The sequence below is a fragment of the Citrobacter sp. Awk 4 genome (assembly GCF_028069725.1).
Lineage (GTDB): Bacteria > Pseudomonadota > Gammaproteobacteria > Enterobacterales > Enterobacteriaceae > Citrobacter_D.
Genome location: NZ_JANEWG010000068.1, coordinates 1 through 20,889, shown reverse-complemented (window position 1 = coordinate 20,889; position 20,889 = coordinate 1). Strand labels below are relative to the sequence as shown.

At 49.7% G+C, this 20,889-nt stretch carries 18 protein-coding genes, 1 rRNA gene and 1 pseudogene; 13 read left to right on the top strand and 7 right to left on the bottom strand.

What is annotated here, in order from left to right:
- Positions 1-77: ribosomal RNA gene (rrf, locus tag NNO04_RS22940) — 5S ribosomal RNA — on the top strand; the annotation flags it as partial.
- 145 nt (positions 78-222) lie between these two features.
- Here rrf and mobB read toward each other — a convergent pair.
- Both mobB and mobA read right to left on the bottom strand, forming a co-directional pair.
- Positions 223-729, bottom strand: a complete 507-nt coding sequence (gene mobB, locus NNO04_RS20310; RefSeq protein ID WP_271446194.1) for a molybdopterin-guanine dinucleotide biosynthesis protein MobB — start codon at positions 727-729, stop codon at positions 223-225.
- Positions 726-1,310 (bottom strand): molybdenum cofactor guanylyltransferase MobA, encoded by a 585-nt coding sequence (gene mobA / locus NNO04_RS20305; protein ID WP_271446193.1) that lies wholly within the window; start codon positions 1,308-1,310, stop codon positions 726-728. Before mobA ends, mobB begins: the two co-directional genes overlap by 4 nt.
- Before the next feature lie 69 nt (positions 1,311-1,379).
- Here mobA and NNO04_RS20300 point away from each other — a divergent pair, with 69 nt between their 5' ends.
- From NNO04_RS20300 to dsbA, 3 genes are all read left to right on the top strand, one after another.
- Positions 1,380-1,649 (top strand): YihD family protein, encoded by a 270-nt coding sequence (locus NNO04_RS20300; RefSeq protein WP_042325406.1) that lies wholly within the window; start codon positions 1,380-1,382, stop codon positions 1,647-1,649.
- Between the two features lie 76 nt (positions 1,650-1,725).
- Entirely contained in the window at positions 1,726-2,712 is a 987-nt protein-coding gene (locus tag NNO04_RS20295; RefSeq protein ID WP_271446192.1) for a serine/threonine protein kinase, read from the top strand.
- A gap of 25 nt (positions 2,713-2,737) precedes the next feature.
- Positions 2,738-3,361 (top strand): thiol:disulfide interchange protein DsbA, encoded by a 624-nt coding sequence (gene dsbA / locus NNO04_RS20290; RefSeq protein WP_271446191.1) that lies wholly within the window; start codon positions 2,738-2,740, stop codon positions 3,359-3,361.
- Between the two features lie 12 nt (positions 3,362-3,373).
- Here the strand turns inward: dsbA and NNO04_RS20285 are convergent, their stop codons facing one another.
- Positions 3,374-4,309: an acyltransferase gene (locus tag NNO04_RS20285; protein ID WP_271446190.1), complete on the bottom strand. Its 936-nt coding sequence runs from the start codon at positions 4,307-4,309 to the stop codon at positions 3,374-3,376.
- Between the two features lie 365 nt (positions 4,310-4,674).
- On the opposite strand from NNO04_RS20285, the gene polA reads away from it, so the two are divergent.
- Both polA and NNO04_RS22935 read left to right on the top strand, forming a co-directional pair.
- Positions 4,675-7,461: a DNA polymerase I gene (gene polA / locus NNO04_RS20280; RefSeq protein WP_271446189.1), complete on the top strand. Its 2,787-nt coding sequence runs from the start codon at positions 4,675-4,677 to the stop codon at positions 7,459-7,461.
- A 165-nt stretch (positions 7,462-7,626) separates the two neighbouring features.
- A complete protein-coding gene (locus NNO04_RS22935) occupies positions 7,627-7,674 on the top strand; it encodes a spot 42 RNA, inhibition of DNA synthesis (RefSeq protein WP_071892919.1) in 48 nt (15 codons plus the stop codon).
- A 243-nt stretch (positions 7,675-7,917) separates the two neighbouring features.
- On the opposite strand, the gene yihA is transcribed toward NNO04_RS22935, so the two are convergent.
- A complete protein-coding gene (yihA, locus tag NNO04_RS20275; RefSeq protein WP_271446188.1) occupies positions 7,918-8,550 on the bottom strand; it encodes a ribosome biogenesis GTP-binding protein YihA/YsxC in 633 nt (210 codons plus the stop codon).
- Between the two features lie 280 nt (positions 8,551-8,830).
- Between yihA and NNO04_RS22785 the strand changes: the two are divergent.
- The 3 genes and pseudogenes from NNO04_RS22785 to hemN all read left to right on the top strand — a co-directional run bounded on the left by NNO04_RS22785 (position 8,831) and on the right by hemN (position 11,200).
- A pseudogene (locus tag NNO04_RS22785) lies at positions 8,831-9,014 on the top strand (hypothetical protein).
- A gap of 117 nt (positions 9,015-9,131) precedes the next feature.
- Positions 9,132-9,638 carry a Der GTPase-activating protein YihI gene (gene yihI, locus NNO04_RS20270; RefSeq protein WP_442870752.1) on the top strand — a complete coding sequence of 169 codons (507 nt, stop codon included), beginning with the start codon at positions 9,132-9,134 and terminating at the stop codon, positions 9,636-9,638.
- Positions 9,639-9,826: 188 nt separating this feature from the next.
- Entirely contained in the window at positions 9,827-11,200 is a 1,374-nt protein-coding gene (gene hemN / locus NNO04_RS20265; protein WP_271446187.1) for an oxygen-independent coproporphyrinogen III oxidase, read from the top strand.
- Positions 11,201-11,273: 73 nt separating this feature from the next.
- Here the strand turns inward: hemN and glnG are convergent, their stop codons facing one another.
- The 3 genes from glnG to glnA form a co-directional block, all read right to left on the bottom strand.
- Positions 11,274-12,683 carry a nitrogen regulation protein NR(I) gene (gene glnG / locus NNO04_RS20260; RefSeq protein ID WP_271446186.1) on the bottom strand — a complete coding sequence of 470 codons (1,410 nt, stop codon included), beginning with the start codon at positions 12,681-12,683 and terminating at the stop codon, positions 11,274-11,276.
- Between the two features lie 11 nt (positions 12,684-12,694).
- Positions 12,695-13,744: a nitrogen regulation protein NR(II) gene (gene glnL / locus NNO04_RS20255; protein ID WP_271446185.1), complete on the bottom strand. Its 1,050-nt coding sequence runs from the start codon at positions 13,742-13,744 to the stop codon at positions 12,695-12,697.
- A 139-nt stretch (positions 13,745-13,883) separates the two neighbouring features.
- Complete coding sequence (glnA, locus tag NNO04_RS20250; RefSeq protein WP_271446184.1) at positions 13,884-15,293, bottom strand: glutamate--ammonia ligase; 1,410 nt, start codon at positions 15,291-15,293, stop codon at positions 13,884-13,886.
- Positions 15,294-15,669: 376 nt separating this feature from the next.
- Between glnA and typA the strand changes: the two genes are divergently transcribed.
- The 4 genes from typA (at position 15,670) to NNO04_RS20230 (ending at position 20,804) form a co-directional block, all read left to right on the top strand.
- Entirely contained in the window at positions 15,670-17,493 is a 1,824-nt protein-coding gene (typA, locus tag NNO04_RS20245; RefSeq protein ID WP_271446183.1) for a ribosome-dependent GTPase TypA, read from the top strand.
- Between the two features lie 241 nt (positions 17,494-17,734).
- Complete coding sequence (locus NNO04_RS20240) at positions 17,735-18,445, top strand: GntR family transcriptional regulator (protein ID WP_271446182.1); 711 nt, start codon at positions 17,735-17,737, stop codon at positions 18,443-18,445.
- Between the two features lie 7 nt (positions 18,446-18,452).
- Positions 18,453-19,433 (top strand): sugar phosphate isomerase/epimerase family protein, encoded by a 981-nt coding sequence (locus tag NNO04_RS20235; RefSeq protein WP_271446181.1) that lies wholly within the window; start codon positions 18,453-18,455, stop codon positions 19,431-19,433.
- A gap of 105 nt (positions 19,434-19,538) precedes the next feature.
- Positions 19,539-20,804: an MFS transporter gene (locus NNO04_RS20230; RefSeq protein WP_271446180.1), complete on the top strand. Its 1,266-nt coding sequence runs from the start codon at positions 19,539-19,541 to the stop codon at positions 20,802-20,804.
- Positions 20,805-20,889: the final 85 nt, after the last annotated feature.

Here is a 20,889-nt window from a genome sequence, read left to right as displayed (position 1 = left end):
CCGAACTCAGAAGTGAAACGCCGTAGCGCCGATGGTAGTGTGGGGTCTCCCCATGCGAGAGTAGGGAACTGCCAGGCATCAGACAAGTGAAGAAGCCCATCCTGACGGATGGGCTTTTTTGCGTCTGCGGTATGGGGAAAATGCCGGAGGGTGACTTTTGCATACCTTATCCGGCCTGCGGGTCTGATAAATACAGCCATCAGGCGATCCAAATAGCGCGGCTCATAAACCCCGCATCCATTGCACAACGAAATCAGCGAGTTGCTGAATATCATTGATATCTAATAACGGGACATCAATCTTCAAAGGCACATCGCTGGCGACGGCAATCACGTGTGCGTCAATCACCAGCTCTTCGTGTTGGTGCCCGATCCCCTCGCGAAACAGCACAATCTTCGCGATTTCCTCATGCTTAAATCCTTCGACCAGAATCAAATCCAGCGTCGAGGTATCCATTCTGCTGGCCAGAAAGGCGAGATCCAGTTCCTCTTCATCCGGCGTTTCAGTCATGAGTGCCCAACGCTGTTGGCTGGCAACCAGAGTTTGTGCGGCGCCAGCTTTACGTAGCTCGTAGCTGTCCTTACCGGGTTTGTCGACATCCATATTGTGGTGAGTGTGTTTAATCAGTCCCGGACGAATGCCCCTGGCACACAGTTCCGGGATCAATTTTTTGAGCAGTGTGGTTTTCCCCGTTCCGCTCCATGCGGCAACGGCAAGTAGTGGGATCATCTTTTCTCCTGCCGTCTGGCAAGTTCTTCAGGGGTATTCACATTAATAAACGCGTCTTTTTGGTCACTAAAATCAACGGCATGACCACCGGCAAGACGCATAAAGACCATGACTCGTCGCTCGCCGGACTGAAGGTAATCCTGTAGTAAAGGCTGTACTGAGCGGTTTACCAACGCGATGGTAGGGTGATCCCGTTCGCCGTCATGGGCCCACACTACAGCAGCGTCGTTGCGTTGGGCCTTTAAGCGCGCAACCAGATCGCGAGGAATATACGGTGTGTCACAGGGGCAGAACAGAAACCAGTCGCCTTTTTCCTGCAGAAAAACGGAAAGCATTCCCGCCAATGGGCCTGGAAAATCTGCAAGTGAATCAGGGATCACGCGCAGACCGCTTTTTTGGTAAATATTTCGATGGCGATTGGCATTAACCACAACGGTTTCAAGTTGCGATAAAAGGTTATCGGCAACGTGTTTCCAGAGAGGTTTTCCGTCCAGCTCAAGTAAACCTTTGTCGGCTCCTCCCATTCGGCGAGCTTTACCTCCCGCCAGTACAACCCCCGTTATTGCACTATCCAGATTCACTGATATCGCCTCTTTTATTGTGGGATTGACCCTGCTAACGTATCTATATCAAGAGTAAGGAGCACAACCATGAAATGTAAACGCCTGAATGAAGTTATCGAACTCCTGCAGCCAGCCTGGCAGAAAGAGCCCGATCTCAACCTGATGCAATTTTTGCAGAAACTGGCGAAAGAGTCAGGTTTTGACGGTGAGCTGGCGGATTTAACTGACGACATTCTGATCTATCATCTGAAAATGCGTGACTCCGCAAAAGATGCCGTGATCCCTGGGATTCAAAAAGATTATGAAGAAGATTTCAAAACGGCGTTATTGCGCGCACGTGGCGTCATTAAAGAGTAAAACCTTGTAAGTGGCTCCACAGAAAGCGCTATGAAATGATATCCTGAATTATTCGTAGTATTTTCCGGATGATGGGATGAACGACAGCGCTTTTACTTTCCAGACACTACACCCGAATACCATCGTGGATGCACTGTTTGAACAGGGGATCCGGGTGGATTCCGGTCTCACCCCGCTCAACAGTTATGAAAATCGCGTCTATCAATTTCAGGACGAAGATCGTCGACGTTATGTCGTTAAATTTTACCGTCCTGAGCGTTGGTCTGTGGATCAAATACTGGAAGAACACCAGTTTGCGTTAGAGTTGGTGAATGACGAGGTTCCGGTTGCGGCTCCAATTGTGTTTAACGACCAGACGTTGTTAAACCACGAGGGTTTCCACTACGCGATCTTTCCCAGTGTCGGCGGCAGGCAGTTTGAAGCCGACAACATTGATCAAATGGAAGCCGTAGGCCGCTATCTGGGCCGCTTGCACCAGATCGGACGTAAATGCCCTTTTACTTCGAGGCCGACAATTGGCCTCGAAGAGTATCTCATCGAACCCCGTAAGTTATTCGAAGATGCACCGCTTATTCCGTCAGGCCAAAGAGATGCTTTTCTGAAAGCAACCGATGGACTCATCTCTGCAGTTATCGAAAGGTGGCATACCCGCTTTGACACGCTACGCTTGCATGGCGATTGCCATGCAGGAAATATTCTGTGGCGTGACGGCCCGCTGTTTGTCGATTTAGACGATGCCCGTAATGGGCCAGCCGTGCAGGATCTCTGGATGCTACTCAATGGCGATAAAGCAGAGCAGCGGATGCAGCTGGAAACGATCATTGAGGCTTATGAAGAGGTGAGTGAATTTGATACCTCTGAACTCGGACTGATTGAACCTTTACGCGCCATGCGTTTAGTTTATTATCTTGCCTGGCTTATGCGTCGTTGGGCTGATCCTGCATTTCCCAAAAACTTCCCATGGCTCACTGGGGAAGACTACTGGCTGCAGCAAACGGCGACTTTTATAGCGCAGACCAAAACGCTGCAGGAACCCCCTTTACAATTAACGCCAATGTATTAATCGAACACATCAGGAGAGAGATTACATGAAAAAGATTTGGCTGGCGCTGGCTGGTATGGTTTTAGCATTTAGCGCATCGGCAGCGCAGTACAGTGATGGCAAACAATACATCACGCTGGAAAAACCAATCGCTGGCGAGCCTCAGGTTTTAGAGTTTTTCTCGTTCTATTGCCCGCATTGCTATCAATTTGAAGAAGTTCTTCATGTTTCTGAAAACGTGAAGAAAAAACTGCCGGAAGGCGTGAAAATGACCAAATACCACGTTGAATTCCTGGGGCCGTTGGGCAAGGATTTGACGCAGGCATGGGCAGTTGCGATGGCTCTGGGTGTGGAAGACAAAATCACCGTTCCGATGTTTGAAGGTGTGCAGAAAACGCAGACTGTCCAGTCTGTCGCAGACATTCGCAAAGTCTTCGTTGATGCGGGGATTAAAGGTGAAGATTACGATGCGGCATGGAACAGCTTTGTGGTGAAATCACTGGTTGCGCAGCAGGAAAAAGCCGCTGCTGACCTGCAGCTTCAGGGCGTACCGGCGATGTTCGTTAACGGCAAGTATCAGATTAACCCGCAAGGGATGGATACCAGCAGCATGGATATCTTCGTGCAACAGTACTCTGATACTGTAAAACACCTGGTTGAGAAGAAATAACCAAAACGCCGGTCAGTGACCGGCGTTTTTATTTGATGTTTTAATCTCTTCTATCAGTTCATCTTTCTGAACCCACAGCGTATTCAACCAACGCTGGAAGCGGCGTTTAAATCCTTTGTCGTTAATATAATCGCCGTGCAATTCTTCCTGAATAGGCTCCAGATTTACACGTACGACGATACGGGTCAGTTTGCCGCTCAACATGTCGTAGAAGGGATGACGGCTGTTTTCCGGATAGCACAGCGTGACATTGAGTAACTTATCAAATTGCGAACCCAGGACGTTCAACGTCATAGCAATACCGGCAGCTTTTGGCGGTAGCAGGTTTTTGTAGGGCGATCGCGTTTGCAGGTGCTTCTCATCGGTAAACCGTGAACCTTCGACAAAATTCACAATCGTCGTGGGATGCGCCCGAAACTTCTCGCAGGAGCGTCGGGTGGTTTCCACATCCTTGCCACGCTGCTCAGGGTGGCGCAGCAGATAGCTGCGCGAGTAGCGTTTCATAAAGGGCATATCCAGCGCCCAGCATGCCAGACCGATAAACGGTACCCAGGCCAGTTGCTGTTTGAGAAAATATTTATTCATGGGAATGTGCTTACGGAACAAAACGCAAAGCACAACAATATCCGCCCAGCTGTAATGATTACAAATGAGCAGATACCAGTTTTTCTTGTTCAGCCCCTCCAGCCCTTCTACGTCCCATTTTAACCATGGGTTGAGGTGCAGGAGCAGTGCAAGGCCTTCACACCAGCAAAACATCATGAAATTGCAAAAGACGGAAACCTTGCGCCAGACGAAAGGTATGGGCAAAAGGAGTTTCACGATTCCGGCGATGATGATCGGTACAGAACATAAAATCGTGACCAAAATGGTCAATACGATACTCAGCAAAAGTGTTATCGCAGCGAGTATTCTCGTCATAATTAAATTATTCAAAAGGTTAGCCATAAATATAGTGCGCTAAAGACACGCAAGGGGCAGATTTTATCAGAAAATGGACCAAATAATGGCTCTTCGCGAAATAGAAAAGTTAACTATATCTATCCACATCCTGATAATGGCGTCATTTTAAGAACAAATCTCTGGGTTTCTATCTAACGCACTGAAAAAAATGAATAAAAATAATGATATTTAAAGCATAATACCTGAGGTAAACTGAATTAAAATATTTATACACAAAGTTATCCACAATTTACTTTGCGAGCAATCCAGAAGATCTGCAAAAGTTTTACGACAAATACGGTGAAAAACTCATGTTTTCATCCTGTCTGTGGCATCCTTTAACCATAATCTGATAAACAGGCACGGACATTATGGTTCAGATCCCAGAAAACCCACTTATCCTTGTAGATGGTTCATCTTATCTCTATCGCGCATATCACGCGTTCCCGCCGCTAACGAATGGTGCGGGGGAGCCAACGGGCGCGATGTACGGCGTTCTTAACATGCTGCGCAGCCTGATTATGCAGTACCAGCCGACGCATGCAGCCGTGGTATTTGATGCTAAGGGTAAAACCTTCCGTGATGAATTGTTCGAACATTACAAATCTCATCGCCCGCCAATGCCTGACGATCTGCGCGCGCAGATTGAACCTCTGCATGCAATGGTAAAAGCGATGGGCTTGCCGTTGTTGGCGGTTTCCGGTGTTGAAGCGGATGACGTTATCGGTACGCTGGCGCGTGAAGCGGAGAAAGTTGGTCGCCCGGTTCTCATTAGTACTGGCGATAAGGACATGGCCCAGTTAGTGACGCCGAACGTTACGCTTATCAACACCATGACCAATACGATTCTTGGCCCGGATGAGGTGGTGAATAAGTACGGTGTCCCGCCAGAATTGATCATCGACTTCCTCGCCCTGATGGGAGACTCCTCCGATAATATTCCTGGTGTTCCGGGTGTCGGCGAAAAAACCGCGCAGGCTTTGCTGCAAGGACTGGGCGGCCTCGATACGCTGTATGCAGAATCAGACAAAATTGCAGGCCTGACTTTCCGTGGTGCGAAAACCATGGCAGCGAAGCTTGAGCAGAATAAAGATGTGGCATATCTGTCTTATAAGCTGGCGACGATCAAAACTGATGTCGAGCTGGAACTGACCTGCGAGCAACTTACCGTACAGCCGCCTTGCGCAGACACGTTACTGGACCTGTTTAAAAAGTACGAATTTAAACGCTGGATTGTCGATGTTGACGCGGGGAAATGGTTGCAGGCAAAAGGCGCAAAACCGGCGGCAAAACCGCAAGAAACCATCGTGGTTGATGAAACGCCAGAAGAACCTGTGGCAGCTCTCTCCTATGATCACTATGTGACAATACTGGACGAAGCCACGCTGGAAAGCTGGATTGAGAAACTGAAAAAAGCGCCGGTCTTTGCATTTGACACCGAAACCGACAGTCTCGATAACCATTCTGCAAATCTGGTGGGCCTCTCGTTCGCTATTGAACCGGGTGTCGCAGCTTATGTTCCCGTTGCTCATGACTATCTTGATGCGCCCGATCAGATTGCGCGCGACCGCGCACTGGAGCTGCTAAAACCGTTACTGGAAGATGAGAATGCCCGTAAGGTTGGGCAAAACCTGAAGTATGACCGTGGCGTATTGCAAAACTATGGTATTGAGCTGTGCGGTATCGCTTTCGATACGATGCTGGAGTCTTACATCCTGAATAGTGTTGCAGGCCGACACGACATGGACAGCCTGTCCGATCGTTGGCTGAAGCACAAAACGATCACCTTCGAAGAGATTGCCGGCAAAGGTAAAAACCAGCTGACCTTTAACCAGATTGCGCTGGAAGAGGCCGGGCGTTACGCCGCGGAAGATGCCGACGTCACCCTGCAACTGCATCTGAAAATGTGGCCTGAATTGCAGAAGCACAAAGGGCCGCTGAATGTCTTTGAGAACATCGAAATGCCGCTGGTGCCAGTGCTGTCTCGTGTTGAGCGTAACGGAGTGAAGATTGATCCCGCCGTGCTGCACAAACATTCGGAAGAGCTGTCGTTACGTCTGACCGAACTGGAACAAAAGGCGCATGAGATTGCGGGCGAGGCGTTTAATCTCTCCTCCACAAAACAGCTGCAAACGATTCTGTTTGAAAAGCAGGGGATTAAGCCGCTGAAGAAAACCCCGGGCGGTGCGCCGTCAACGTCGGAAGAGGTGCTGGAAGAGCTGGCGTTAGACTATCCGTTGCCGAAGGTGATTCTGGAGTATCGCGGTCTGGCGAAGCTGAAATCGACCTACACCGATAAGCTGCCGCTGATGATCAACCCGAAAACCGGACGTGTGCATACCTCTTATCATCAGGCGGTAGCGGCAACAGGACGTTTATCATCAACCGATCCCAACCTGCAAAATATACCTGTGCGTAATGATGAAGGTCGCCGGATTCGTCAGGCCTTTATTCCGCCGCAGGATTATCTGATTGTCTCGGCGGATTACTCGCAAATCGAGCTGCGTATTATGGCGCATCTCTCGAGAGACAAAGGGCTGTTAGCCGCGTTTGCACAAGGAAAAGATATTCACCGCGCAACGGCCGCTGAAGTCTTTGGTCTGCCGTTGGAGAGCGTAACGAGTGAACAGCGTCGTAGCGCAAAAGCCATTAACTTTGGTTTGATCTACGGCATGAGCGCCTTCGGGCTTGCGCGTCAGTTGAACATTCCGCGCAAAGAAGCGCAGAAGTATATGGATTTGTATTTCGAACGGTACCCTGGCGTGCTGGAGTATATGGAGTGCACGAGAGCACAGGCAAAAGAGCAGGGGTTCGTTGAAACCCTGGAAGGGCGTCGGCTTTACTTACCGGACATCAAGTCGAGCAATGCTGCGCGACGTGCCGGTGCTGAACGTGCGGCGATCAACGCACCGATGCAGGGAACGGCGGCAGACATCATCAAACGTGCAATGATTGCCGTTGATGAGTGGCTGCAAACTGAGCAACCTCGTGTGCGCATGATCATGCAAGTGCACGATGAACTGGTGTTCGAAGTGCACAAAGACGATCTCGATGCCGTCTCGAAAAAGATCCACCAATTGATGGAAAACTGTACGCACATTGATGTGCCGCTGCTGGTGGAAGTGGGAAGCGGTGAAAACTGGGATCAAGCGCACTAAGGGCTTACTGAACAGCGCGCTTTTTCGTAACTAAGCAACATAAGAGAGAGCATTTTGTGATGATCATTAGAATTCCCTATGTAAGGAATGAAAAAAAATTACAAAAAATGCTTTCTGAGCTGCTCAAAAAAGAGTAAAGTTATTCGCGTAGGGTACAGAGGTAAGATGTTCTATCTTTCAGACCTTTTACTTCACGTAATCGGATTTGGCTGAATATTTTAGCCGCCCCAGTCAGTTAATGACTGGGGCGTTTTTTATTGTACTCTTCATACTTCACGCTGCAGGTGCGTTGGTTTCCTCGCTCACCTCAGTCACTTACTGATGTAAGCTCCTGAGGATTCACTGCGTCACCGCCTTCCTGCAACTTGAATTATTTTGAGTAAAAGCGAAAACACGATCCGTAGACCGGATAAGCCGCGGTAGCGACATTATCCGGCACAACATTGCAGGAAGGGATTATTCTGCGTCCTGGTTCTCTTCAATCGGCGCCAGTTCGCTAAACCAGGTATCCAGCTTCTGACGTAACTTATCCACGCCTTGCTTCTTCAGCGACGAAAACGTTTCTACCTGTACATCACCGTTAAATGCCAGTACGGCTTCACGCACCATATTTAGCTGGGCTTTACGCGCTCCGCTGGCCAGTTTGTCTGCTTTCGTCAGCAGAACCAAAACCTGAACATTGCTCTCGACGGCCCACAGAATCATCTGCTGGTCGAGATCCTTCAGCGGGTGGCGAATATCCATCAGCACCACCAACCCTTGCAGGCTCTGACGCTTTTCCAGGTATTCCGCCAGCGCACGCTGCCATTTGCGCTTCATCTCTTCCGGGACTTCGGCGTAACCGTATCCTGGCAGGTCGACAAGACGTTTACCTTCCACGACTTCAAACAGGTTGATCAACTGTGTGCGACCGGGTGTTTTGGATGTACGCGCCAGGCTCTTCTGGTTCGTTAGGGTGTTCAGTGCGCTGGATTTGCCTGCATTGGAACGGCCAGCGAACGCCACTTCGATTCCCGTATCGGAAGGTAAGTGGCGAATATCAGGCGCACTCATCACAAAGTGCGTCTGTTGATAATTCAAATTAATCAAAGGGGTCGTCTCCGTCAGTCAAAGCTTTGCAGCGATTATACCTGAACCCCAGCAAAAGACGGATGTTTCGACATATGCCCGTGTAAGTAAAAACCATATGGTTTGTGAGATATTGACGATTGTAGATATACGAAATATCAGGGTCATTGCCGGGTGGAAAAAAATATAGTTTAAAGAAATCACTCAGTTATTTTTTTCTGTGGCGCTCTTACGCCTTGAATCATCGTGTGGGTGACTTGTCTGTTTGAGCTGATGGCGTAAAGTAGTGCTCATAGCGAGGATGCTGACAGGACAAACGGACTCAGGATGAGGGTCAGGAGCGCCAGGAGGCGAAGACACAGGATTGTCAGGAAGACAAACGTCTGGAGACGTATATAAAAGGAAATGGAAACAACACGGAACGTTTCAGGCTAAAGGAAAGACAGGGTGTGTTGATGGCCGACACGGAATGTAGAACCCGTTAAGGGCTATGAGTAAAGAAAAAAGGCGACAGATGACTCTGTCGCCTTTTTTCTTTACTTGCTTTCTGCTAGATTCCGCCGCAAATGTATACTGAATAAAACGGCCAAAGACGAATTATTATGAAATCAACTTCTACACCACGCGGCAAAGGTCCCGCAAAAGCGCGCCGTAAAACACGCGAAGAGCTTAACCAGGAAGCTCGTGACCGTAAGCGTCAGAAAAAGCACCGTGGTCATACGGCGGGTAGCCGTGCGGCGGGCGGTGAAGGTGCTTCTGGCTCTAAGAATACGAACAAACAAAAAGATCCACGTATTGGCAGTAAAACCCCCATTCCATTGGGAGTGACTGAAAAAGTCACCAAACAGCACAAACCGAAGAGTGAGAAACCTATGCTTTCACCGCAGGCTGAGTTGGATTTACTGGAAACGGATGAGCGCCTGGATGCGCTGTTAGAACGTCTGGAAGCAGGCGAAACCCTCAGTGCAGAAGATCAGTCCTGGGTCGATGCCAAGCTGGACCGCATCGATGAACTGATGCAGAAGCTGGGTCTTTCTTATGATGACGATGAAGAAGAAGAGGACGAGAAGCAGGAAGATATGATGCGCCTGCTCAAAGGCGGCAACTAACGGGTTTACACCGTGGGCCTCCCCGTCCTGCTTATAACCCTTCCGGTTATATGTTATCTGGTGTGGTTATTCGTTAAACTACAGCGGTTGTCGCGGCGACAGAAGTGGCTGCGCAACCGGCTTATCACCCGTAGTGGAGGAAAGCCGGTACGCCGTACCCGCCAGCGACGCCATCGGAAGGAGTAAGCATGTCTGAACAGCTAATAGACTGGGATCTGGCCCTGATCCAGAAATATAATTATTCCGGGCCACGATATACGTCGTATCCCACCGCGCTGGAGTTTTCTGAAGACTTTGGCGAAGAGGCATTCCGGCACGCTGTGGCGCGTTATCCTGAGCGCCCGCTGTCTCTCTATGTGCACATCCCATTCTGCCATAAGCTCTGCTACTTTTGCGGTTGCAACAAGATTGTGACCCGTCAGCAGCATAAAGCCGATCAGTATCTCGATGTCTTAGAGCAGGAAATCGTGCACCGTGCGCCGCTTTTTTCCGGCCGCCACGTTAGCCAACTGCACTGGGGCGGCGGTACGCCAACCTATCTGAATAAAGCGCAAATCAGCCGCTTAATGACGTTGTTGCGCGAACATTTCCATTTTAATACGGATGCGGAAATCTCGATCGAGGTCGATCCCCGTGAGATTGAACTGGATGTGCTCGATCATTTACGCGCAGAAGGTTTTAACCGCCTGAGTATGGGGGTACAGGACTTCAACAAAGAGGTCCAGCGTCTGGTCAACCGTGAGCAAGACGAAGCGTTTATTTTTGCGCTGCTGAATCACGCGCGTGAGATCGGTTTTACCTCCACCAACATCGATCTGATTTACGGTTTACCGAAACAGACCCCAGAAAGTTTCGCATTCACCCTGAAACGCGTTGCGGAACTGAAACCTGACCGTCTCAGCGTCTTTAACTACGCGCATCTGCCGACCCTGTTTGCCGCGCAACGTAAAATTAAAGATGCCGATCTGCCCACTGCGCAGCAGAAACTGGATATTCTGCAGGAGACCATCTCTTCGTTAACCGAAACGGGTTATCAGTTTATTGGGATGGACCATTTTGCCCGTCCGGATGATGAGTTAGCCGTCGCGCAACGTGAAGGTGTACTGCACCGTAATTTCCAGGGCTATACCACCCAGGGCGATACCGACCTGCTGGGGATGGGCGTTTCCGCCATCAGTATGATTGGTGACTGCTACGCGCAAAACCAAAAGGAGCTGAAGCGCTATTATCAGCAGGTTGATGAGCAGGGAAATGCGCTGTGGCGCGGTATTGCATTGACCCAGGATGACTGTATTCGCCGGGATGTTATTAAGTCGCTGATTTGCAATTTCCGTCTGGATTACGCGACGATTGAGCAGCAATGGGTGTTGAATTTTGCAGACTACTTTGCTGAAGATCTGAGCCTGCTGGCACCACTGGCAAAAGATGGGCTGGTGGATGTGAATGAAAAAGGGATTCAGGTAACGGCAAAAGGGCGCTTGCTGATCCGTAACATTTGCATGTGCTTTGATGCGTATCTGCGCCGTAAAGCGCGGATGCAGCAGTTCTCACGTGTGATTTGATGCTGCCGGAGCGCCAGTACTTATCGGGCTTGTAAGCCCGTATAAGCGCTGGCCTCTTCGGTAATCAATCCGATCACTCCATCCCTAACTCTTTGAGTTTGCGTGTCAGGGTATTACGACCCCAACCGAGCAATCTTGCCGCTTCTTGTTTATGCCCCTGCGTATGACGTAATGCGGTCGTTAACAGTGTGCGTTCCATTTCTGGTTGCGCTTCCGAGAGCAGGTTTTGATGACCGGAACGCAGCGCCCGATCGGCCCACTGCGCCAACAGGGTGGCCCAACTGTCCGGTTGCATATGTGAAGGACTGTCCGGAACGGCGACGTCAAACAACTCGCTGGGGAGATCCTGAATTAACACTTCCTGTCCAGCGGCCATGACGGTGAGCCAACGGCAGGTGTTTTCCAACTGACGCACGTTACCCGGCCACGCCAGGCGTGTCAGGGCGGCTTCGGTTTCCGGGTGCAATTGTTTGGCTTCAACGCCTAATTCCTGTGCGGCCACTTGCAGAAAATGGCGCGCCAGACGGGGGATATCTTCCCGACGTTCACGCAGCGGCGGTAAATGAACGCGAATCACGTTCAGGCGATGGAACAAGTCTTCGCGAAATTTACCTTCCTGCACGCGTAATTCCAGGTTCTGGTGAGTAGCGGCGATAATACGCACATCCACTTTCACTGGCGCATATCCACCGACGCGATAAAACTGCCCGTCAGCGAGGACACGCAATAAGCGTGTTTGCACGTCCAGCGGCATGTCGCCAATTTCATCCAGAAACAGCGTCCCACCGTCAGCCTGTTCAAAACGTCCCTGGCGAATGGTATTCGCGCCAGTAAATGCCCCTTTTTCGTGGCCAAATAATTCAGATTCAATCAAATCCTTCGGAATGGCCGCCATATTAAGGGCAATAAACGGCGCTTTAACACGCGGGCTGTGGCGATGCAGCGCATGGGCAACCAACTCTTTGCCGGTGCCGGATTCGCCGTTGATCAACACGCTGATTGAAGATCGAGACAACCGACCAATAATGCGAAATACATCCTGCATAGCAGGAGCTTCACCAATGATATCGGTGGTCGGGCCGTTGTTCTGGATATTCCGGGGTTGTTGCTGTTCCTGATAATGGCTGATGGCGCGCTCAACCAGCGCGACCGCTTCGTCAATATCAAACGGTTTTGGCAGGTAATCAAATGCACCCTGCTGATAAGCACTGACCGCAGCGTCCAGATCGGAATGCGCCGTCATAATGATGACAGGCAGCATAGAGTGGCGTTGCTTAATCTGTTTTAACAACGCCAGACCGTCCATTCCCGGCATACGGATATCTGACAGCAGAACATCTGGCGTTTTGCTCGCCAGCGCGTCCAGTACTTCGTTACCGCTTTCAAACGTGGTGCAGTTCAGCCCTGCTCCGGCGAGCGCACGTTCAAGCACCCAACGGATGGAACTATCGTCATCGACTACCCAGACTATTCCTCGTTGCATAAACGTCACCTTTATTTCCTGATAGGCAGGTAAACCGAGAACTCGGTATGACCCGGCCAACTGGTAAATTCAATCTTGCCGGAATGTTGATCAATCAAGTTACGGGCGATGGACAGGCCCAGTCCGGTACCACCTTCGCGACCACTCACCATGGGGTAAAACAACGTGTCCTGCAAATGAGAAGGAATGCCCGGACCGTTGTCTTCTACGTCAATACGCGCTGCCAGGCGATAACGCATCCCGTGCAGGGTTAGCTGGAAAGCGGTGCGGGTACGCAGAATAATTTCTCCACCGTTCGGCCCCAGCGCCTGAAGGGCGTTACGCACGATATTCAACAGTACCTGCTCGATTTGGTCCGGATCGTGTGCAAGCTCAGGCAGACTCGGATCGTAATCACGAATCAGCGTCACGTTTTCTGGCAGCTCCATTGAAACCAGCGCCACCACACGTTCTGCAACCTTATGAATACTTTCGGTGATGTGCATGCCTGGTTGTTGCGGCCCCAACAGACGGTCAACCAGATTACGCAGCCTGTCCGCCTGCTCGATAATGACTTTGGTGTATTCCGTCAACGCCGGATCCGGAAGCGCCTTGCTCAGTAATTGCGCCGCGCCGCGTAAACCGCCAAGCGGATTTTTAATTTCATGTGCCAGACCACGCACCAGGTCGCGGGCAGCAATTTGTTGAGCATGCTGCAACTGTTCCTGGCTCAAACGGCGTTGGTTATCCATCGGCGCCATTTCCAGCAGGATAAGACCATCAGGCAGCCTTTGTGCGGTCACGGAGAGAATATGTGAGTGGCTATCTATCACCAGTGTGACTTCGTTGTCTGTAAAGCCCTGGCCTGCTTCTAAGCTTTCGCGCATCAGCGCAATGTTTAACGAAAAATAGCTCAACAATTCAGGAAGCGGCGAACCAAACAGTTTGCGGGAACTCTGGGCAAGCAACTGCTGCGCGGCGGGATTGGCGTAATGCACCGCCAGCTCGTCATCGACAAGTAAGATGCTATTGATTAAAGAATTAAGGATCTGCCCAGCATCGGGCAGCATGCCAGTTGCCATTCAGCAGTCTCCTGGAAAAGTGTGCACCAATTTAGTGCATTATAGCTTTTTACTGATAAAAAGCGCGTGAAGTCAGGGTGTTGGTGGAGAAAAAAGCCCATCCGGAGATGGGCTAAAAGTTTCCACGGCAACTAAAACATTAAACGCTGTAGTACAGTTCAAACTCTACCGGGTGTGGCGTCATGCGCACGCGGTCATCTTCTTCACGACGCAGCGCAATGTACGCATCGATCGCTTCGTCGGTGAACACGCCGCCTGCGGTCAGGAACTCGCGGTCCAGATCCAGTTCTTTCAGTGCTTCTTCCAGAGAGCCAGCAACCTGTGGGATCTCTTTCGCTTCTTCCGGCGGCAGGTCATACAGGTTTTTGTCCATTGCTTCGCCCGGGTGGATCTTGTTCTTAATGCCGTCAAGACCTGCCATCAGCAGGGCAGCAAAGCACAGGTACGGGTTAGCGGCCGGATCCGGGAAGCGCACTTCGATACGACGCGCTTTCGGAGAAGCAACCACTGGAATACGGATAGAGGCAGAGCGGTTACGGGCAGAGTAAGCCAGCATGACCGGTGCTTCATAACCCGGGACCAGACGCTTGTAGGAGTTGGTGGTCGGGTTTGCCAGGGCGTTGATCGCTTTAGCGTGTTTGATTACGCCGCCGATGTAGTACAGCGCCTGCTCAGACAGACCGGCATATTTGTCGCCAGAGAACAGGTTTACGCCGTTCTTGGACAGAGACATGTGGCAGTGCATACCGGAACCGTTATCGCCAAACATCGGTTTCGGCATAAAGGTTGCGGTTTTACCGAAGCGGTGAGCAACGTTGTGAACCACATATTTGTAGATCTGAATTTCGTCCGCTTTTTTGGTCATGGTGTTAAAGCGGGTGGCGATTTCGTTCTGACCAGCGGTTGCCACTTCGTGGTGGTGAGCTTCAACAACCAGACCCATCTCTTCCATGATCAGACACATGGTGGAACGAATGTCCTGAGAAGAGTCTACCGGAGGAACCGGGAAGTAGCCGCCTTTCACACCAGGGCGGTGACCTTTGTTACCACCTTCATATTTGGTGGAAGAGTTCCATGCACCTTCGATATCGTCGATTGCCACGTGGGAACCGGAGATAGATGCGCCGAAACGAATGTCATCAAACAGGAAGAATTCTGGCTCTGGCCCAAACAGAACGGTGTCTGCGATGCCGGTCGCGCGCAGATACTCTTCAGCGCGTTTGGCGATGGAGCGTGGGTCACGATCATAGCCCTGCAGCGTGCCAGGTTCCAGGATATCACAACGGATAATCAGAGTAGATTCTTCAAAGAACGGGTCAATGAGCGCAGTAGAAGCATCTGGCATCAGAACCATGTCTGATTCGTTAATGCCTTTCCAGCCACCAATAGAGGAGCCGTCAAACATTTTGCCTTCTTCGAAGAATTCGGCATTTACCTGATGAGCAGGAATCGTGACGTGCTGTTCTTTACCTTTAGTATCGGTGAAGCGCAAATCAACAAACTTCACTTCGTGTTCGTTCAGCATCGTCAAAACGTGTTCAGCGGACATACTTACTCTCCCGGATTGGTCATTGTCGTCGTGGTAACGAGGTCTTCAATTCTGCAAAAATTGGCCGTGTCGCCGTAAAAAATATAAAGCGAAATCTGTGCCAACTTTTAAATTGCCCCTAAAAGGCGTTATCATGCGCACCATCGTGCAAAAGGGCTGCACCATGGTGAGCACGCTGCACCAATATAGTGCTTCAATGTGAACATTAAGCACCATGTTGGTGCAATGAGCAATGAGTAACCCTTTTAACGCTCCGTGAAAGCGATCACAAAGAGACTCTGCAAAACTTGTTTGCGGAGGATGTTTGTGATCCTGTTTTGTAGTGCGATTAATCCGTGTACAATAACGCGCTATTCCTAATGCCCGAGGCAAAGTTGTGATCGAAAATTTGCGTAACATCGCCATCATCGCGCACGTTGACCATGGTAAAACTACCCTGGTTGATAAGCTGCTGCAGCAATCCGGTACGTTTGATGCGCGTGCCGAAACCCAAGAGCGTGTGATGGACTCCAACGATTTGGAGAAAGAGCGTGGGATTACCATCCTCGCGAAAAACACCGCTATCAAATGGAATGATTACCGTATCAACATCGTTGATACCCCAGGGCACGCCGACTTCGGTGGTGAAGTTGAACGTGTAATGTCCATGGTAGACTCAGTGCTGCTGGTGGTGGATGCATTTGACGGCCCAATGCCGCAGACGCGCTTCGTGACCAAAAAAGCCTTTGCCCATGGCCTGAAACCAATTGTTGTTATCAACAAAGTCGACCGCCCTGGCGCGCGTCCTGACTGGGTTGTTGACCAGGTCTTTGACCTGTTCGTTAACCTTGACGCGACCGACGAACAGCTGGATTTCCCGATCATTTACGCTTCGGCGTTGAATGGTATCGCGGGTCTGGATCACGAAGATATGGCGGAAGACATGACCCCGCTGTACCAGGCAATCATTGACCACGTACCGGCACCGAACGTTGACCTTGATGGTCCGTTGCAGATGCAGATCTCCCAGCTGGACTACAACAACTACGTTGGCGTTATCGGTATCGGCCGTATCAAGCGCGGTAAAGTTAAACCGAACCAGCAGATCACTATCATTGATAGCGCAGGCAAAACCCGCAACGGTAAAGTCGGTAAAGTTCTGACTCATCTGGGTCTGGAGCGTATCGAAAGCACCGTTGCAGAAGCAGGCGATATCATTGCAATCACCGGTCTGGGTGAGCTGAACATCTCCGACACCATCTGCGATCCGCAGAACGTGGAAGCGCTGCCAGCGCTGTCTGTTGATGAACCGACCGTGACCATGTTCTTCTGCGTAAACACCTCTCCGTTCTGTGGTAAAGAAGGTAAGTACGTTACCTCTCGTCAGATCCTTGACCGCCTGAACAAAGAGCTGGTGCACAACGTGGCACTGCGCGTTGAAGAAACCGAAGATGCGGATGCGTTCCGTGTTTCTGGTCGTGGCGAACTGCACCTGTCTGTTCTGATCGAAAACATGCGTCGTGAAGGTTTCGAAATGGCGGTTTCCCGTCCGAAAGTTATCTTCCGCGAAATCGACGGCCGCAAACAAGAGCCGTTCGAAAACGTTACGCTGGACGTCGAAGAGCAACACCAGGGTTCTGTAATGCAGGCACTGGGTGAGCGTAAAGGCGACCTGAAAAACATGAATCCAGATGGTAAAGGCCGCGTACGTCTCGACTACGTGATCCCAAGCCGTGGTCTGATCGGCTTCCGTTCAGAATTCATGACCATGACTTCCGGTACCGGTCTGCTGTACTCCACCTTCAGCCATTACGACGATGTTCGTGCGGGCGATGTGGGTCAGCGTCAGAACGGCGTACTGATCTCCAACGGTCAGGGTAAAGCGGTTGCGTTCGCACTGTTCAGCCTGCAGGATCGCGGTAAGCTGTTCCTCGGTCACGGTGCAGAAGTTTACGAAGGTCAGATCATCGGTATTCACAGCCGTTCTAACGACCTGACTGTAAACTGCCTGACCGGTAAGAAACTGACCAACATGCGCGCGTCCGGTACTGACGAAGCCACGGTTCTGGTTCCGCCGGTGAAGATGACTCTGGAGCAAGCTCTGGAATTCATCGATGACGACGAACTGGTAGAAGTTACCCCAACCTCTATCCGTATTCGTAAACGTCACCTGACGGAAAACGATCGTCGCCGTGCAATGCGTGGTGCGAAAGAAGAGTAATTAACGCCTCTTCCTACGATAAGACCCTGCCTTCGTGGCGGGGTTTTTTTTGGATCTTACTGGCCGTACAGTGACCTCACCTATGCTGTTCCCCCTGTATCCCTTCACTGACTAAACTTCCATACCCTCGTCTTAAGAGAGCTTTGTCACATTTATCTTCAAAGCCTGTCGGCGCTGTTTGCTTTCTTTTTTAGCGTCAGCGTATGATGCCTTCACTGGTTTAAACCAAATGGGTTAAACAATGACGAGCAATCAGTCAACCGTTGAAAATGCGAAAGAGAAGCTGGACCGTTGGTTAAAAGATGGGATCACCACGTCGGGTGGAAAGCTGCCTTCTGAGCGGGAATTAGGCGAGCTGCTGGGTATTAAGCGTATGACGCTACGCCAGGCGCTGTTAAATCTTGAGGCTGAATCCAAAATATTCCGTAAGGATCGTAAAGGATGGTTCGTTACCCAGCCACGCTTCAATTACAGCCCAGAATTATCGGCGAGCTTTCAGCGTGCCGCACTTGAGCAGGGCAGGGAACCGTCATGGGGATTTACTGAAAAAAGCCGTATTTCCGATTTTCCAGAGATGGTTGCTCCGTTGACAGCCGTCACCGCATCCGACGAGCTGTATCGGGTGACGGGCTGGGGAGCGCTGGAAGGGCATAAAGTTTTCTACCATGAAACGTTTATTAATCCCGTTGTGGCTCCAGGTTTTATTGATCAGCTTGAAAACCAATCTTTTTCTACCGTATGGGAACAAGTCTATAAAAAAGAAACGGTGGTAAAGAAGCTGGTTTTCAAACCGGTTCGCATGCCTGGCGATATCAGTAAATTTATTGGCGGCTCCGCCGGGATGCCTGCCATTCTTATTGAAAAGCACCGGGCTGACCGCGATGGAAATATCGTACAAATAGACATTGAATACTGGCGATTTGAGGCAGTTGATCTCTTTATTAACTTGTAGGTGTATTATGGTCACAATGGATAATGCAGAAAAAATTCTGGCGCGTGTAGACAACCTTCCCCTTTATCTTCATGCATATGCTTATCATCTGAATATGCGACTCGAGCGAATTTTACCCAATGATTTATTGGATATCGCGCATGAGAACCAGCTACGTGGTGTAAAAATTCATGTTCTTGATGGGGAGCGCTATTCACTCGAAAACATGAAGGACAGCGAACTTTCTGCTTTTGGTGATAAAGCACGTCAGCTGAATCTTGATATTCATATTGAGACCAGTGCCTCTGATAAAAATGCCATTGATCAGGCTACCGCAATTGCATTAAAAACAGGTGCGTCATCCGTCCGCTTTTATCCGCGCTATGAAGGTAATCTGCAGGAAGTCATGTCGATTATTGCCAACGATATTACCTATATTCGTGACACTTATCAGAACAGCGGCTTAACCTTCACACTTGAACAGCATGAAGATCTGAAAGGCCATGAACTGGCTTCATTAATTAAGCAAAGTGGAATGGAGTCGCTCTCTCTGTTGTTTGACTTTGCCAACATGATTAACGCGAATGAGCATCCCCTCGAAGCACTGGACACAATGGCACCGTATATTACTCAGGTGCACATTAAAGATGCGTTGATCGTTAATGAAGAAGGCGGACTGGGTCATAAAGCGTGTATCTCTGGTCAGGGTGATATGCCGTTCAAGGCATTGCTAACAAAACTGATCTGTTTAGGTGATGAAAAACCTCAGGTTATGGCTTATGGGCTGGAAGAAGAAGTTGATTATTATGCCCCGGCATTTCGTTTCGAAAATGAAGGCGACAACCCCTGGATCCCTTGGCGTCAAATGAGTGAAACACCACTGCCTGAAGCTAATGCTCTGGAAGAACGCCTAATAAAAGAAAAAGAAGATGCGATTAACCAGATAAAATTTGTGCGCAGTGTACTGCAACAAATCAAAAAAGAGGCGGTTGATATTCTAAATACGTAATGCTGTTTTAATTTCTCTTATGTGCATGGAAAACCATTCCTGGAGAATGGTCAGGTTGTTATTGCCTTTAGAAACAATAAATTTAGTCATACTTTAGGGGATGTTATGCTCACCAAAAAGAAATGGGCGCTATTTAGCCTGTTAACGCTGTGTGGCGGTACAATTTATAAATTGCCGTCATTAAAAGATGCGTTTTATATACCAATGCAGGAATACTTTCATTTGACCAATGGTCAAATTGGTAATGCGATGTCGGTGAACTCATTCGTTACGACAGTGGGTTTTTTCTTGTCTATCTATTTTGCCGACAAGTTGCCACGTAAATACACCATGTCGTTTTCGCTGATTGCCACAGGGTTGTTAGGGGTCTATCTGACGACAATGCCAGGCTATTGGGGAATACTCTTTGTATGGGCGCTGTTTGGCGTTACCTGCGACATGATGAACTGGCCAGTACTATTAAAATCGGTGAGCCGGTTGGGTAATAGTGAACAGCAAGGACGTTTGTTTGGCTTCTTCGAAACCGGTCGCGGAATCGTTGATACTATTGTGGCGTTTTCTGCTCTGGCTGTATTTGCCTGGTTTGGTAGTGGCTTACTGGGCTTCAAAGCCGGTATCTGGTTCTATTCAATCATTGTCATTGCGGTTGGGGTAATCATCTTCTTTGTTCTGAACGATAAAGAGGATGCGCCTGCGGTCAATGTCAGCGATACCGAAGACACGAAAAAAAGCCCAGGTATGGCGTCGGTACTGAAGGATAAAACGATTTGGCTAATCGCCTTCAACGTCTTCTTTGTCTATGCCGTCTACTGTGGTTTAACGTTCTTCATTCCGTTCCTGAAGAATATTTATATGCTGCCAGTAGCGCTGGTGGGGGCTTACGGCATCATCAACCAATATTGCCTGAAAATGATTGGTGGTCCGGTTGGCGGTATGATTTCAGATAAGATTCTGAAATCACCCAGTAAATACTTATGTTATACCTTCATGATCAGCACGGTCGCACTGGTGCTTCTCATTATGCTGCCTCATGAAAGTATGCCAGTTTATTTAGGAATGGCGTGTACGTTAGGATTTGGCGCGATCGTATTTACGCAGCGTGCTGTTTTCTTCGCACCGATTGGCGAAGCGAAAATTGCGGAAAACCATACCGGTGCCGCGATGGCGCTGGGCAGCTTTATTGGTTACGCACCTGCCATGTTCTGTTTCAGTCTCTATGGCTACATCCTGGATTTAAACCCAGGTATGGTGGGGTATAAGATTGTCTTCGGCATTATGGCTTGCTTCGCGTTCTGCGGTGCCATTGTGTCGGTGATGCTGGTTAAACGCATTAGCCAGCGTAAGAAAGAGATGCAGACTGCCGAGGCTTGATGCCTTCTCAGTAATAAGCATGTAAAAAAAGCCGCTGATTATCAGCGGCTTTTTTATTTATCTTTTACGATACTCATCAAAGAAT

What these genes read in the sequence shown, in the direction of transcription:
- glnG (WP_271446186.1), bottom strand. Translation starts at nt 12,683, where the DNA reads ATGCAACGAGGAATAGTCTGGGTAGTCGATGACGATAGTTCCATCCGT.
- NNO04_RS20230 (WP_271446180.1), top strand. Translation starts at nt 19,539, where the DNA reads ATGCTCACCAAAAAGAAATGGGCGCTATTTAGCCTGTTAACGCTGTGT.
- NNO04_RS20235 (WP_271446181.1), top strand. Translation starts at nt 18,453, where the DNA reads ATGGTCACAATGGATAATGCAGAAAAAATTCTGGCGCGTGTAGACAAC.
- NNO04_RS20240 (WP_271446182.1), top strand. Translation starts at nt 17,735, where the DNA reads ATGACGAGCAATCAGTCAACCGTTGAAAATGCGAAAGAGAAGCTGGAC.
- hemN (WP_271446187.1), top strand. Translation starts at nt 9,827, where the DNA reads ATGTCTGAACAGCTAATAGACTGGGATCTGGCCCTGATCCAGAAATAT.
- NNO04_RS20285 (WP_271446190.1), bottom strand. Translation starts at nt 4,309, where the DNA reads ATGGCTAACCTTTTGAATAATTTAATTATGACGAGAATACTCGCTGCG.
- yihI (WP_442870752.1), top strand. Translation starts at nt 9,132, where the DNA reads ATGAAATCAACTTCTACACCACGCGGCAAAGGTCCCGCAAAAGCGCGC.
- mobB (WP_271446194.1), bottom strand. Translation starts at nt 729, where the DNA reads ATGATCCCACTACTTGCCGTTGCCGCATGGAGCGGAACGGGGAAAACC.
- glnL (WP_271446185.1), bottom strand. Translation starts at nt 13,744, where the DNA reads ATGGCAACTGGCATGCTGCCCGATGCTGGGCAGATCCTTAATTCTTTA.
- NNO04_RS20295 (WP_271446192.1), top strand. Translation starts at nt 1,726, where the DNA reads ATGAACGACAGCGCTTTTACTTTCCAGACACTACACCCGAATACCATC.
- dsbA (WP_271446191.1), top strand. Translation starts at nt 2,738, where the DNA reads ATGAAAAAGATTTGGCTGGCGCTGGCTGGTATGGTTTTAGCATTTAGC.
- polA (WP_271446189.1), top strand. Translation starts at nt 4,675, where the DNA reads ATGGTTCAGATCCCAGAAAACCCACTTATCCTTGTAGATGGTTCATCT.
- NNO04_RS20300 (WP_042325406.1), top strand. Translation starts at nt 1,380, where the DNA reads ATGAAATGTAAACGCCTGAATGAAGTTATCGAACTCCTGCAGCCAGCC.
- glnA (WP_271446184.1), bottom strand. Translation starts at nt 15,293, where the DNA reads ATGTCCGCTGAACACGTTTTGACGATGCTGAACGAACACGAAGTGAAG.